Annotated in this window: 12 protein-coding genes and 2 tRNA genes; all 14 read right to left on the bottom strand. The window is 54.8% G+C overall.

What is annotated here, in order from left to right:
- Positions 1–12: 12 nt before the first annotated feature.
- Positions 13–88 (bottom strand) — tRNA-His (locus OTG14_RS23460).
- Between the two features lie 64 nt (positions 89–152).
- Positions 153–229 (bottom strand) — tRNA-Arg (locus OTG14_RS23465).
- Positions 230–331: 102 nt separating this feature from the next.
- The gene (gene thrP, locus OTG14_RS23470) at positions 332–1,717 is read right to left on the bottom strand and encodes a bifunctional threonine/serine APC transporter ThrP (RefSeq protein ID WP_024907972.1); all 1,386 of its coding nucleotides are present in this window, start codon (positions 1,715–1,717) and stop codon (positions 332–334) included.
- A gap of 197 nt (positions 1,718–1,914) precedes the next feature.
- Complete coding sequence (gene wecG / locus OTG14_RS23475; protein ID WP_024907971.1) at positions 1,915–2,655, bottom strand: lipopolysaccharide N-acetylmannosaminouronosyltransferase; 741 nt, start codon at positions 2,653–2,655, stop codon at positions 1,915–1,917.
- 12 nt (positions 2,656–2,667) lie between these two features.
- The gene (wzyE, locus tag OTG14_RS23480; protein WP_024907970.1) at positions 2,668–4,020 is read right to left on the bottom strand and encodes an ECA oligosaccharide polymerase; all 1,353 of its coding nucleotides are present in this window, start codon (positions 4,018–4,020) and stop codon (positions 2,668–2,670) included.
- The gene (locus OTG14_RS23485) at positions 4,017–5,096 is read right to left on the bottom strand and encodes a TDP-N-acetylfucosamine:lipid II N-acetylfucosaminyltransferase (RefSeq protein ID WP_267215819.1); all 1,080 of its coding nucleotides are present in this window, start codon (positions 5,094–5,096) and stop codon (positions 4,017–4,019) included. The genes wzyE and OTG14_RS23485 overlap by 4 nt, the downstream gene beginning before the upstream one ends.
- Positions 5,093–6,343, bottom strand: coding sequence for a lipid III flippase WzxE (wzxE, locus tag OTG14_RS23490; RefSeq protein ID WP_024907968.1), 1,251 nt, complete (start codon positions 6,341–6,343; stop codon positions 5,093–5,095). The genes OTG14_RS23485 and wzxE overlap by 4 nt, the downstream gene beginning before the upstream one ends.
- Before the next feature lies 1 nt (position 6,344).
- Positions 6,345–7,475, bottom strand: a complete 1,131-nt coding sequence (gene rffA, locus OTG14_RS23495) for a dTDP-4-amino-4,6-dideoxygalactose transaminase (protein WP_024907967.1) — start codon at positions 7,473–7,475, stop codon at positions 6,345–6,347.
- A gap of 4 nt (positions 7,476–7,479) precedes the next feature.
- Entirely contained in the window at positions 7,480–8,157 is a 678-nt protein-coding gene (gene rffC / locus OTG14_RS23500) for a dTDP-4-amino-4,6-dideoxy-D-galactose acyltransferase (RefSeq protein ID WP_090420906.1), read from the bottom strand.
- Positions 8,154–9,416 carry a UDP-N-acetyl-D-mannosamine dehydrogenase gene (wecC, locus tag OTG14_RS23505; protein ID WP_090420903.1) on the bottom strand — a complete coding sequence of 421 codons (1,263 nt, stop codon included), beginning with the start codon at positions 9,414–9,416 and terminating at the stop codon, positions 8,154–8,156. The genes rffC and wecC overlap by 4 nt, the downstream gene beginning before the upstream one ends.
- The gene (gene wecB / locus OTG14_RS23510) at positions 9,413–10,543 is read right to left on the bottom strand and encodes a non-hydrolyzing UDP-N-acetylglucosamine 2-epimerase (RefSeq protein WP_024907964.1); all 1,131 of its coding nucleotides are present in this window, start codon (positions 10,541–10,543) and stop codon (positions 9,413–9,415) included. Before wecB ends, wecC begins: the two co-directional genes overlap by 4 nt.
- Before the next feature lie 56 nt (positions 10,544–10,599).
- Positions 10,600–11,646, bottom strand: coding sequence for an ECA polysaccharide chain length modulation protein (wzzE, locus tag OTG14_RS23515; RefSeq protein WP_024907963.1), 1,047 nt, complete (start codon positions 11,644–11,646; stop codon positions 10,600–10,602).
- A gap of 13 nt (positions 11,647–11,659) precedes the next feature.
- Positions 11,660–12,763 carry a UDP-N-acetylglucosamine--undecaprenyl-phosphate N-acetylglucosaminephosphotransferase gene (wecA, locus tag OTG14_RS23520; protein WP_024907962.1) on the bottom strand — a complete coding sequence of 368 codons (1,104 nt, stop codon included), beginning with the start codon at positions 12,761–12,763 and terminating at the stop codon, positions 11,660–11,662.
- A 242-nt stretch (positions 12,764–13,005) separates the two neighbouring features.
- Positions 13,006–14,265 carry a transcription termination factor Rho gene (gene rho / locus OTG14_RS23525; RefSeq protein ID WP_008501566.1) on the bottom strand — a complete coding sequence of 420 codons (1,260 nt, stop codon included), beginning with the start codon at positions 14,263–14,265 and terminating at the stop codon, positions 13,006–13,008.
- Positions 14,266–14,361: the final 96 nt, after the last annotated feature.

Consider the following 14,361-nt stretch of genomic DNA (forward strand, 5'->3'; position numbering starts at 1 on the left):
TCTTTCAAATAATGGGGTGGCTAATGGGATTCGAACCCACGACAACTGGAATCACAATCCAGGGCTCTACCAACTGAGCTATAGCCACCACTGTATTCTTTCACGCGGTACTGACTACTTCTCAGACCACCGCAGCTCCAGCACCGGGTTAATGGTGCGCCCGACAGGATTCGAACCTGAGACCTCTGCCTCCGGAGGGCAGCGCTCTATCCAGCTGAGCTACGGGCGCTTAGCGCCGTTGCGGGGCTGGATATTACGTACCTCCGTCCCCGCTGTCTAGTGCTTTTTTGAAAAAAATGCGCGTTTGGTTATGGTTTGCACATTTTGCCGCTTATTCCTCCACTTTCTGCGTGGTGGCACGGCGACCCAGGCCAAAAAGCTTATATGCAGCCGTCACAGCCGCCAGGAAGATCACCCCGACAAACAGCGACATGCGGGTATCTTCATTAAAGTACATCCCGATTAATACGCAAATCAGGAACGCCATCGTCAAATAGTTCGCATAGGGGAACAGAATTGATCGGAACGGATGGCTTTCAATCGCCTTTTTGTGCGCATGACGGAAGCGCAGCTGGCTGATGAGGATAACAAACCACGGCACCATGCCCGGCAGTACGCTGGCGCTGTAGACGTAAACGAACACGCGCTGCGGGTTAGGTATGATGTAATTCAGGCAAGAGCCAATCAGCAGGATCGCAATGGAGACCGCCACCCCCGCCACCGGCACCCCGGCACGTGAGACTTTACTCATCGCCGCAGGCAGCTGGTTGTTCTTCGAGAGCGCATAGAGCATACGCCCGCAGCTGTACATCCCACTGTTACAGCCTGACAACGCGGCCGTCAGGACCACAAAGTTGATGATACCCGCCGCCGCCGTGATACCAATTTTGGCGAAGGTTAAAACAAACGGGCTGCCGGTCGTGCCAATTTCGTTCCACGGGAAGATGGTCACGATGACGAAGATTGCACCCACATAGAAAATCAGGATGCGCCACAGCACTTTGCCTACCGCGCTACGCAGCGTGACCTGCGGGTTTTTCGCTTCACCGGCGGTAATGCCGATCAGCTCCACGCCCTGATACGAGGCCACAACGATACACAGCGCCGTCAGGAAGCCCTTCCAGCCGCCAGCGAAGAAGCCGCCGTTTTCGGTCAGGTTGCCAAAGCCGATAGCGTGTCCACCGTTGCCAAAGCCGAAGAAAATCACGCCCAGGCCGACGACAATCATCACGATAATCGTGGTGACTTTGATCATTGCGAACCAGAACTCAATTTCACCGTAAAGGCGCACGGCGGCCAGGTTTGCCAGCGCCACCAGCCCCACGGCAATGAGCGCGGGTATCCACTGGACCATGTCCGGGAACCAGAACTGGACGTAGACCCCTATCGCGGTGATCTCTGAGATGCCCACCGCCATCCACATAAACCAGTATGACCAGGCCGTCAGGTAGCCAAAGAACGGGCTCATATAACGATGCGCGTAAACGGCGAAAGAGCCGGTTACCGGCTCCAGGAAGAGCATTTCGCCCATGGAACGCATAATGAAGAAAACAAACAGCCCGGCAATAATATACGCCAGTAATACGGAAGGGCCTGCCCATTTGAGCGTACTTGCGGAGCCCATAAACAGGCCCACGCCGATAGTGCCGCCCAGCGCTATCAGTTCAATATGACGAGCTTCCAGCCCACGCTGTAGCTCCGGTTTTTTCTCTGCCATAGATCCTCGATTGTGTTTGCTGTTTCCCGGCTTAAGACCGGGTATTGTTTTTTAGGGGTACTAAAATACGGAGCGAATGGTTTCTTAAAATCGGCCAAATGGCAAACGATGCATTAAAAAAATGAATGCATTGCACAGATTGTCAGCAGTTTTGCAGGCGAGTTGCAGCGCGAATAGCATATCGCGCTACATTTTGATTACATTTTCCCGGTGTAATGCCAGGCGAGGTAGCGAAGCAGACGGATCTGTCGTTTAATGCGCGTCGGTTGCGATAGCAGGCGGTACAGCCACTCCAGCCCCAGATTTTGCCAGACCCTGGGCGCACGCTTAACGTGGCCGGTAAAGACGTCGTACGTACCGCCAACGCCCATGTAGAGGGCATCCGGACAGACCAGACGGCAGTCACGCATCAGGATCTCCTGGCGCGGGGAACCCATCGCCACGGTGACAATTTTCGCCCCGCTGTCACGAACCCGCTCAAACAGCGCCTGCCGATCTTCCGGTTTGAAGTAACCATCCTGGCTGCCGACGATATTAACATTCCATTGACGACGCAGTTTCTCCTCCGTCTGGGCCAGTATCTCCGGCTTACCGCCAATCAGGAACACGGGCGTGTCCTGCGCACCTGCGCGGGCCATAAGCTGCTCCCAGAGATCGGCCCCCGCCACGCGGGAAACATTAGCGTCAGGATACTTTTTACGGATAGAGCGGACCACGCTGATCCCATCAGCGTATTTAAATTCAGCCGCTTCAATCAGGCTTTTGACTTCCGCGTTATCCTCAACCGCCAGCATTTTTTCCGCGTTGATAGCCACCAGCGTACCGGATTTCATCTGGCCGTCGGCAAACAGAAAGTCCAGCGCGTGCTGCATGTCGCGCCAGCCAATAAGCTGCAGGCCACGTAGCGCATAGCGCGGTGCAGAAATTTTATCAGTCATTACTATCCTTACTCAGACTTGCGACAGCGTTGTGCTGCCCTGCCGCTCGCGCTTGTGCACAAGCCCTGCGCTGTCAAACAGCCAGTACAGCAGTTTGGCCAGTAACAGGCAGACGCCAAAAACGACCATGAAGAACACCACGCGCGACACGAATGAATCCAACCCTTCGCGCGCCAGCACGATCATATTGAAAATGGCACCAAAGCAGAAACTGTGCAAAATAGCGGCTTTATAGCGGTTGGTCTCTTCGTTGCCCCGCACGTAAAGCCAGTCGAACCACTTAATAATCAGCCCCACGGCAACCGCCCCGGGCAGAATGAACCACGCCCCGCCCATCACCACTAGGGAACCAATCAGCGTTGGCGAGATTGCCAGACCGGAATGGTTGTTCAGCACTTCCCAGGTAAAATAGTTCGCGGTATTGAGCACCACACCAGGCCGCTCCGGCCATAGCCAGGAAGGGATAAAGACGTAGAAGTCGCGAACAATCGGCGCCAGTCCCTGGAAATCAATCTTGTCGTAGTTTTGCAGCAGTAATGCCAGGTTTTCCCACGGCGAGAACGTATCGCGCGTCAGGTAGAGAAACGTGTAAAACGCCTCATCTCCCGCCACGTTCATCCCGTAGCGCTTCAGCGCGAGCCAGAACATCCCCACTATGCCAAACACCCCTGCCGCAACCAGCATCCACAGCGAGATCCAGCCGCGAATGATGCCGATAAACAGGAAGATGGCAAAGGCGATGATGATGTTCGCGCGCGTGCCGCCCACTATCATGTAGGTCAGGATGCCAAACGCGACGGTGCTGACCAGGAAGAACAGCCACGCTTTGCTGTCCTGACGCAGGAAAAAGATCACCAGCATCGCCGGAATGAAGAAGTAGAAGAAACGCTTAAGCGCCACGCCCGAGACTTCGGCCGAAAAAATCTGGCTGTAGGAGTGGAGCTTAAACAGCAGGAAGCCGTTATGCATGAAGAAGATACCGACGCTGACCAGGGCGATGGTCATCAGCATCACCCACGTCAGGTGGGTCTCCACCCGATTCATGGTAAAAAGCGCCCGACGCGGGGCTGTAGCCTGCGCTGAACGCAGACGCGTTTTATAGGTAACGTAGTAGACCGCATAGAAACAGGTCGCCGCCAGAAGCGCCTGGAGCAGGATTTCCGGCGGCGCGACGCTCACGTCAAAACGGAAGACCAGAATGCTGGTGAGCGGGAAGCCGAAAAAGAAGGTCAGCAGAAACAGTAACGAGAAGAATACGTTAAAGTTGAAGCGTACCCGGCGGAATTCAAACCAGGTAAGCGTGGCGATAAACAGGGTGCTCAGAAGCCAGACAACCAGTAACCCGCTGAATTGCAACTGACTCATGCTTTGTCTCCTGACGCGATACGCAGCGCACGGTGCCACGGCGTGAGGTAATTCGGGCTGAAAAAATCGATGCTATTTTTATCCACCAGCGTGAGCTGGCGTTGAGCTTCCCGTACCACCTCGACATTCAGCGTGTCTGAGGTAAACAGCACCGGAATATGCTGCTCGGCCATGTCCTGCCAGAACGGGTTGTCGCGGTTGAGCACGCACGGTACCCCCGCCTGAATCAGCAGACACAGCGTGCCGATTCCCTGCTGTCGGGCAAAGATGAAATAGCCAAGATCGCATTTTCTCAGCAGCGCAAGATATTCATCAAATTCCAGCTTATCGCTAAGGATGTGCAGATTTTCTGCGCTAAACAGCGCAAGTCCCTGTTGACGAACCTCATCAATATAGGCGTCGTTGTTGGCGGGATAGCCCATCGGCACCACCACGTTCACCGTGTCGCCAAACTGCTGATGCACCGCCCTGAGCGCCGCGGTGTGTTCGTTACTGCGATCGCCGGAATTCCCCACCAGGATCGTTAGCTTGCCTTCACGCACCGTGTCATTCGCCATGGCGTTCAGCGCCGGATCCATGCGGGTGGGGAAATAGAGGAGTTCTCCGCGCACGCTCGGGTGCTGTTTAGCAAAATAGTTGAGATCGCCACGGGTGGCAAACACACAGCCTACGCGCCCCTGCGCCATGCGGCGTAAGGGATAGAAAAGACGGAATTTCCAGCCGCGGGAGACTTCGTAGAGATCGGCTCCCCAGATATGCCAGCTGCACTGGGAGGGTTTAATCCCCCCGCTGAGAAGCGCCAGCCACAGGCCGGTATTAAACTGCCCGTGGAAAAAGAAACGTTGCTTACGATCCGCTTTGGCTTTGGCAACAACCGCCTTCGCCAGTGAGGCCTTATCCGGCCAGAAGCGAATAGCGAGCGCCGGAAATGCTGCGCTCAGGCCCTTATCCTGACCTGCAACCATAAACTCACGCGCATCAGGATTACCTGATGCCAGCTCGTCGTTGAAGAACCGCAAAACGGTCTGGTTATGGTGTGGGATATCCGATCCCAGGATGTGAATCAGTGCAGTCATGCGCGTTTACGCCACAATAAAAATACGCCGCAACAGGCGGCGAAATAAACGATATAGGTTGCCATGTAGGCCTGAGCCGCCCCCAGCGCACCGTGCGCGGGTATCAGCCAGTGTGAAAATGCTGTCAGTAACGCAAACTGGCTAATTTCCGCCAGGATATACAGCCGCAGGGACGCTTTTGCAATCACCAGATAGCCGAAAACGTAAGCACCCACTTTCAGCACATCGCCCACCAGCTGCCAGGCAAACAGATCGCGCATGGCGGTGAACTTCGCCGAGAACAGCAGCCAGATGGCGACATCACGCAATAACCAGACGGTAAAGCTGGCAGCTGCAACCGCCGGCAACACGAAGCGCAGCGATCGGAAAATCTCGCGGGTAATATCCTGCCTGGACGTCAGACGCGATAATGTTGGCAGCAAATAAACGCTAAAGGAAGCCGTAATAAACTGGAGGTAGGCGTCGGAAATGCTGCTTACGCCTTGCCAGATCCCCACTTCATCCCAGCTATAATGTGCCGCCAGCAGGTTTCGCATCATCACGTAGGCCACCGGCAGCGTGACGGAGGTAATGAGCGCCATCAGGGTAAATTTACCCAGCTGACTGGCAAGCACTTTATCCCATTGCGGTTTCAGGTAGCTCAGCGGGATGACGCCCCGACGCATCAGCATAAGCGCCGCAGGCACAACAACCAGCGCCGGGACCAGCGCCAGCCCAAGCAGCGCGCCTTCATAGCCTCCCAGGCGATAGCAGAAATAGTAGGCAATCACGCCGATGACGCTGCCCAGGATTAAGGCAAGCGCGTTCCCGGCAGCATCACGAAACCCTTTCATCAGCGCCAGCAGCAGGTTAGCCCAGGCAATGCCCATCTGAACCAACGCCACCAGACGCACCAGCCCCTGGTAATGGGTGTGCCCGAACAAGCCCTGGCTGATAGGGGCCGCCGCCAGCAGAAAGATAATCGCCATCAGGGTCGAAAAACCCGTGACCATCGCCGAAGAGGTGCCCACGACTCTGCGAAGCTGAGCCGCATCATCGTGATACTGCGCAACGTATTTGGTCACGCCGTTGAAGATACCGGCACCAGCCAGCACCCCAAGGACGGTGACAAGCTGGCGGAAATTACCCGCTAGTCCCACACCAGAGGGGCCAAATGAGACGGCCAGCAGCTTGACGACCAGCAGCCCGGCGCCAATTTTTACAAGCGTGGACGCGGCGGTCCACACCGATGCTTTTGCCAGAGACATATCAGCCGAAATAACTCAGAAGGGTATTAATCACCGTACGCTGGTTAACTGGCGCGAGGTTGTAGAACAGTGGCAGACGAAGCAAACGCTCACTTTCTTTGGTGGTGTAACGGTCTTCACCCGCGAACACCCCAAACGTTTCACCCGCCGGGCTGGAGTGCAGCGGGATATAGTGGAATACCGCCATAATTTCGGCTTCTTTCAGCCAGGCAATGAGCTGGCTGCGGTCGTCGTTATCGCGCAGCTTGATGTAGAACATGTGCGCGTTGTGGACGCAATCAGCCGGAATGGTTGGCAGCTCAATACGCCCGGCTTTGGCCAGAGGCTCAAGGGCATCGTAATAGGTTTGCCACAGGGAGAGACGCTGCAGGTTGATACGTTCCGCCGCTTCCAGCTGCGCCCACAGGTACGCCGCCTGCAGATCCGCCATCAGATAGCTTGAACCAATATCGCGCCAGGTGTATTTGTCCACCTGCCCGCGGAAGAACTGGCTGCGGTTGGTGCCTTTTTCGCGGATCACTTCCGCACGCTCCACGAGCGCCCGGTCGTTAATCAGCGTCGCGCCACCTTCTCCGCCTGCCGTGTAGTTTTTGGTTTCGTGGAAGCTAAAGCAGCCGATGTGGCCGATGGTACCCAGCGCGCGTCCCTTGTAGGTAGACATCACGCCCTGCGCGGCGTCTTCCACCACAAACAGATCATGTTTTTTGGCGATGGCCATGATGGTGTCCATTTCACAGGCCACGCCCGCGTAGTGAACCGGCACGATCGCGCGTGTTTTATCGGTGATCGCCGCTTCAATCAGCGTCTCATCAATGTTCATGGTATCCGGTCGGATATCCACAAAGACGATTTTCGCCCCGCGCAGAACAAACGCATTCGCGGTGGAAACGAAGGTATAGCTCGGCATGATCACTTCATCGCCGGGCTGGATATCCAGCAGGAGCGCCGCCATTTCCAACGATGCCGTACAGGACGGGGTCAGCAGCACTTTGGCGCTGCGAAAACGCTGTTCCATCCACTGCTGACAGCGACGGGTAAAACCACCGTCACCGCAGAGTTTGCCGCTGCCCATGGCAGACTGCATATAGTCGAGTTCAGTTCCGACGACGGGTGGTGCGTTAAATGGAATCATCTTGTCACCTGTATAACCAGTAGGCGGTGGCGTCGATGTTGGCACCACTCGCAATATAACGTTTAAGCGCGGCGGTGTTGCCCAGTTGGGTCGCAACCCGCAGCGTCACAAGCTGTTGCTGCTGCGCCCAGTGCAGCGCCGCCTGCATGAGTTTCTCACCCATGCCGCGCCCGGCTAATAAGCCGATACGCGCCTCGCGCTCGTTGAGCTTACGCAGCGAGACGAACCCCTGGATTTGACCGTCCCCTGCACGGAAAACCAGGCAGACGTGGTCAAAGGTGCCTTTGACGGCATTCTCTATCCACTGGGCATAGAAACGCCCGCTATCGTCAGGTGCATACCAGGGCGCACGAAAGCGGCTCTGCGCAAACGCCCGGGCCGCCATCCGACGCAGCACGGGGATATCCTGTTCCGTTGCAATTTCCGCGCCGGACGCATCGTGCCGGGTGAGGGTAATGGAAAGATCGACCTCACCTTCAACCAGCTGAAAGCCGTGCTGCTGGAGCGCGTCAAGCAGATCGACGCGCTCCGCCGGGATCTTCGCCTGCACTCGTTGCCAGGCGATAAAATCCGATTCAGCCAGTACCGGCGCGTCATCGCGCAGACGCACGATGGCCGACGGCAGGCCGAAAAAAGCACTCTCCCACTGCAGGGACTCGAGTACCCCATTCAGGCTTTTCAACGCCAGACACCTTTGGTATCCACAATATACTGCTGACGAACGGCATCGCCGGACGTCGCTTTAAACTCTTTATGATCTACCAGCAGCACCAGCACGTCCGCCGCCGCCAGCGCGTCATCCAGCGCCGTCAGCGTGCAGTGCCCCGCCAGTTTTGCCGGTAATTCATGGATATTCGGCTCAACCACCAGCGTTTCGCCCTTGTGCCATTCGGCAATCATCTCGGCAATTTCCATCGCCGGGCTTTCACGCAGATCGTCAATATTGGGTTTAAATGCCAGACCAAAGCAGGCAATTTTCAGCTCACTGGCGCGCTTGCCGCTCTCTGCCAGACAATCCGCTACCGTCGCTTTAACCTGATTGAGCACCCAGTGAGGCTTGCTGTCGTTCACTTCGCGCGCGGTGCGAATCAGGCGCGCCTGCGCCGGATTCTGCGCCACGATAAACCACGGATCGACGGCGATACAGTGTCCGCCTACTCCCGGGCCTGGCTGGAGAATGTTGACGCGCGGATGGCGATTCGCCAGGCTAATCAGCTCCCAGACGTTAATCCCCTGATCGGCGCAGATCAGCGACAGTTCGTTCGCAAAAGCGATATTGACGTCGCGGAAGCTGTTTTCCGTCAGCTTGCACATCTCGGCGGTGCGGGAGTTGGTCACCACACATTCACCTTCCAGGAAAATCTTGTACAGCGCGCTGGCGCGTTCGGAACAGACGGGCGTCATACCGCCAATGACGCGGTCGTTTTTAATCAGTTCGACCATGACCTGGCCCGGCAGCACGCGCTCCGGACAGTAGGCGATGTTGATATCCGCCTGCTCCCCCACCTGCTGCGGGAAGCTTAAATCAGGGCGCGCGTCGGCCAGCCACTGTGCCATCTGCTCGGTAGCACCAACCGGAGAGGTCGATTCCAGGATCACCAGTGCCCCTTTCTTCAGCACAGGTGCGATGGATTTTGCCGCCGCCTCGACAAAAGCCATGTCGGGCTCGTGGTCACCTTTAAAGGGTGTTGGAACGGCAATCAGGTAGGCATCTGCTTCCACAGGGGTCGTGCTGGCACGCAGGAAGCCTCCGTCCACAGCCTCTTTCACCACGCGGTCAAGATCGGGCTCGACAATATGAATTTCGCCACGGTTAATGGTTTCCACCGCGCGTGCGTTGATATCCACACCGACAACCTGTTTTTGACGAGAGGCAAACGCCGCCGCGGTGGGCAAGCCAATGTAGCCAAGACCAATGACAGAGATGGTAGTAAAACTCATAGCGATACCCGATTGTGTTTAAGTGCATGCAAAATACGACCACAAGCCTGCCCGTCGCCATACGGATTATGGGCCCGGCTCATCGCCTGATACGCTTCATCGTCGTGCAGCAGGCGCGTGACCTCTTCGACGATCAGCTGTGCGTTGGTGCCGACCAGACGCACCGTACCGGCTTTGACGGCTTCCGGACGTTCGGTCGTTTCACGCATCACCAGTACCGGTTTGCCGAGGGATGGCGCTTCTTCCTGAATTCCGCCGGAATCGGTGAGGATCAGCCAGGCATGGTTCATCAGCCAGACAAACGGCATGTAGTCCTGCGGTTCGATCAGCAGGACGTTTTCGACGTGGCCCAGAATACGATTGACCGGCTCGCTGACGTTAGGGTTAAGGTGTACTGGATAGACAATTTGCACATCGTCGTTCTGCGCGGCGATTTCAGCCAGCGCATGGCAGATTTGCTCAAAACCCCGGCCAAAGCTTTCGCGTCGATGACCAGTGACCAGAATGGTTTTTTTGCCGTTGTGGAGGAACGGATAGCGGGCTGCGAGCTCTTTCTGAAGATCGCTATTTGCCAGGACGCGGTCACGTACCCAAATTAACGCGTCAATGACCGTATTGCCGGTCACAAAGATTTTATTATCGGCGATATTTTCACGCAGCAGGTTTTGACGAGAGTTTTCCGTTGGCGCAAAGTGGTACATCGCCAGATGGCCCGTTAACGTGCGGTTGGCCTCTTCCGGCCACGGTGAATAAAGATTGCCGGTACGCAGCCCCGCCTCAACATGTCCCACGGGAATTCGCTGGTAGAACGCGGCCAGGCTTGTCGCCACGGTAGTGGTGGTATCACCGTGTACCAGCACCACGTCAGGCTTAAATGACTCCAGGATCGGCTTAAGTTCTTGCAGAATGCGACAGGTTATCTCCGTTAACCCTTGCCCCGGTTTCATAATATTGAGGTCGTAATCCGGGACGATGGAGAAGAGGGTTAAAACCTGATCGAGCATCTCCCGGTGCTGGGCCGTGACGCACACTTTCGCTTCAATATCAGGATCGCAGGCCAGCGCATGAACCAGAGGTGCCATCTTAATGGCCTCCGGCCTGGTGCCAAATACGGTTAGTACTTTCACATCGATTCTCTTCGATTAGGCGATGAAGGCCGCAGCCTTCATCGTAGACGGCGTTCTTAGTTTTTGCGACGACGCGTTAACGCCACGCCTGCGCCCGTCAGTGCGCCTACAATCCCCCACATGATCATCAGGAATGCACGACGCGGACTATCGCGTTTTACAGGTTCTTCAGGCGTTCGCAAATAACGATAGGTCTGAAAACGCGGGTCCAGGGATGGACCGACATTAAGCGTATTGAGCATCGCGCGATTTTGATCGTAATCGAGGTCAAAATCAGGGCCAACGGCCTTCAGGTTTTCCAGACGCGCCTGCAGCATGGGGCGACCAAGGAGGAACATCTCTGAATCAGGCAGCTCATCAGCCGGTACGTCCGTTTCAGTACGGGAAATATTGTGCTGTTCCGCAATTTTCAGCGCCTGCTCAATATTGTGTACACGACGAGCAAAAATGGCTTTAGCCACCTCTTCCTGACGTTTCACCTGCGCTTTCATCTGGATGGTACGAGCCGCCCAGGCGCCTTTAAGCTCTTCGTTAAGATGGCTTGCGGCACGCTGGCTGGCAAACGCAACATACTGACGCAACAGGTTGTTGGCATCCGGCGCAGTTTCTGCAATTAGCTTGACGCTGTCATTCACGTTACGCAGCGCATCGCCCGGCATAAACTGGATATTGTTAATCAGATCGTCCAGCAGGGCGGCATCGGCTTTGGTGTTATCAACCCGACGCTGCTTGTAGTAATCCGTCTGGGACCAGAAATCGCGGCGGGTATCCCACGAAGCCAGCTGCATCACAAACTCTTTATAGGCTTCATCCATAACGGAGGCCTGGTCTGGCGTTGCAAGACTGGCTTTGATATCCAGATTTCGCAGGAATTGCTGCTGGGAATAGTATCCCCCGAGCATGTTAACCGTTGGTTTGTCCGTGATTGCCGTGGCGCTCCACTCTTGTTTTGCAAAGAATGTATAGGCCAGCGCTAACAGTGCAAACCCCAGCGCGATCCCGGCAATCCAAAGTTTGCCTGCCCATAACACGCGAAACAAACCCCGAATATCCAGTTCATTCTCAGTTACCACTGATTTCGCTCCCGCCAACGGTTGAGTCATCATAGTCCCGGTTTTACTTAGTTAATGTTGTATTTTTGCCACTGTTACGACGCATCCTGCGTTTAAGACGTTTAATAAATCGCGCCACTTTCCATGCGCGCTTAATGCAGTAGCCGTACAGGAAAAATGCCAGCAAGAATAATGCCAACATAACCCACTCAGGAATAATATGGGAATATTCTGCAGCTACACCAATCGCGGCTAAAATAGCGGCGGCCAGCGTAATCAGTACAAACGCCTGACGAGATGTAAAACCCGCACGCATGATGAGATGATGAATGTGTTGGCGGTCGGGAGAAAAAGGACTCATTCCTTTGCGCAGGCGGCGGTACATAATCGCCACCATATCCATTAATGGAATGGCAATAATCCACAGCGCTGTTACAGGGCTTATCGGATGGGTCTGGCCCTGAGTGGTTTCAAGCAGGATCCAGATAACCGTAAAACCAATCAGCGTACTGCCCGCGTCTCCCATAAAGACTTTATAGCGACGGCCCAGCACACCGAGGTTTAAGAGGATATAAGGCAGAATGGCGGCAATCATGGCGAAACACCACATTGCCAGACTGTACTGGCCATCAAACCATAAAATAATGCCGATAGCGGCGAACGAGACGGATGACAACCCACCGAGCAGGCCGTCAATGCCATCCACCATGTTGAAAGCATTGATTGCCGCCCAGACGGCAAAGAGTGTCAGGAAGAAGCCAAATGGGCCCAGAACTAACTCCCAGGGGCCAAACACATAGCCGAGGCTTCGCAGATACAGTCCGCCCACAACCATCATCACCACGCCAATGCCCGCCTGAACGGTGGCGCGTATTTTCACCGCGATATCGAACCGGTCATCAAGAGCCCCGACTAACACCAGGACACCGGCGCAGGCAATGTAGAGGGCGGCATGCGGGATATAATAATCGGCAATACCAAACGTGAAGCAAATTCCTGCGTAAACAGATATCCCGCCGACTAAAGGAATAAGTCCCTGATGGCGTTTACGAAAATTAGGCTTATCCACCAACCCTATTCGTTTTGCCACCTTACGCGCAATGAACAAAAAACAGGTTGTGAATAAAAAAATACTGATCAGTTCAGTAACGGCGGTGAATAGATTCACAATGGATTGCTCTCAACAAATGTTAGTCCCGGAAGTATAACCATGAAGCCACAGCCTCAGAAGTAATAAAGATGGCTTCTTACAACTCCCTTTGTATATTTTTCAATCAATTATTTCTTTTGCTGCATAAACGGCCCTATTGTCGCACTGACCGGTCAAAATTGGGAGTAGGTGGTACTAGCGTATAGTCCATAAAAGAAAAACGCCACGTAAAAACGTGGCGTTCGCTGGCTTTATTTGCGTTACGAGCGTTTCATCATGTCGAAGAAATCGTCGTTGGTTTTGGTCATCGCCAGTTTGTTAATGAGGAATTCCATCGCGTCAATTTCACCCATTGGATGAATGATTTTGCGCAGGATCCACATTTTCTGCAGCTCTTCCTGCGTGGTGAGGAGCTCTTCTTTACGGGTACCGGAACGGTTGTAGTCGATAGCCGGGAAGACGCGTTTTTCAGCGATTTTACGAGAAAGGTGCAGTTCCATGTTACCTGTACCTTTAAATTCTTCGTAAATCACTTCGTCCATTTTTGAACCGGTATCGATCAGCGCCGTCGCGATGATGGTCAGGCTGCCGCCCTCTTCCACGTTACGTGCGGCACCGAAGAAGCGTTTCGGACGATGCAGGGCGTTAGCATCCACACCACCGGTCAATACTTTACCGGAAGCTGGCACGACGGTGTTGTACGCACGCGCCAGACGGGTGATGGAGTCGAGCAGGATGATCACGTCTTTCTTGTGCTCAACCAGGCGTTTCGCCTTCTCGATAACCATTTCCGCAACCTGAACGTGGCGAGAGGCTGGCTCGTCGAAGGTAGAAGCAACCACTTCACCTTTAACCAGACGCTGCATCTCGGTCACTTCTTCCGGACGTTCGTCAATCAGCAGCACCATCAGCACGCAGTCTGGGTGGTTATAGGCGATGCTCTGCGCGATGTTCTGCAGCAGCATGGTTTTACCCGCTTTCGGCGGTGCCACAATCAGACCACGCTGGCCACGACCAATTGGTGATGCCAGATCCAGAACACGCGCGGTTAAGTCTTCGGTAGAACCGTTACCACGCTCCATGCGCAGGCGAGAGTTCGCGTGCAGCGGCGTTAAGTTCTCAAAGAGGATCTTATTACGCGAGTTTTCTGGTTTGTCGAAGTTAACTTCATTGACTTTCAACAGCGCAAAGTAGCGTTCACCCTCTTTAGGAGGACGAATCTTACCTGAAATGGTGTCACCAGTGCGGAGGTTGAAACGGCGGATTTGGCTGGGGGATACGTAGATGTCGTCAGGGCCGGCGAGGTAGGAGCTGTCTGCAGAGCGAAGGAAACCAAATCCGTCTTGCAATATCTCCAGCACACCGTCGCCAAAGATATCTTCGCCACTCTTAGCGTGCTGCTTCAGGATGGCGAAAATGATGTCCTGCTTGCGCATACGAGCCTGGTTTTCCAGCCCCATATTTTCGCCGAGAGTGATCAGCTCAGAAACCGGCGTATTCTTTAATTCGGTAAGATTCATAATGGTGTGGGTTCTTAAACTCGGGGTGATTCTCGAACTTAATGTTGTGAATGGTATGGCAGGGTCATCCATGCCTGTTTAGCGGCCATCAACTCA

The organism is Enterobacter pseudoroggenkampii, from assembly GCF_026420145.1.
In the GTDB taxonomy this organism is placed as follows: Bacteria; Pseudomonadota; Gammaproteobacteria; order Enterobacterales; family Enterobacteriaceae; genus Enterobacter; species Enterobacter pseudoroggenkampii.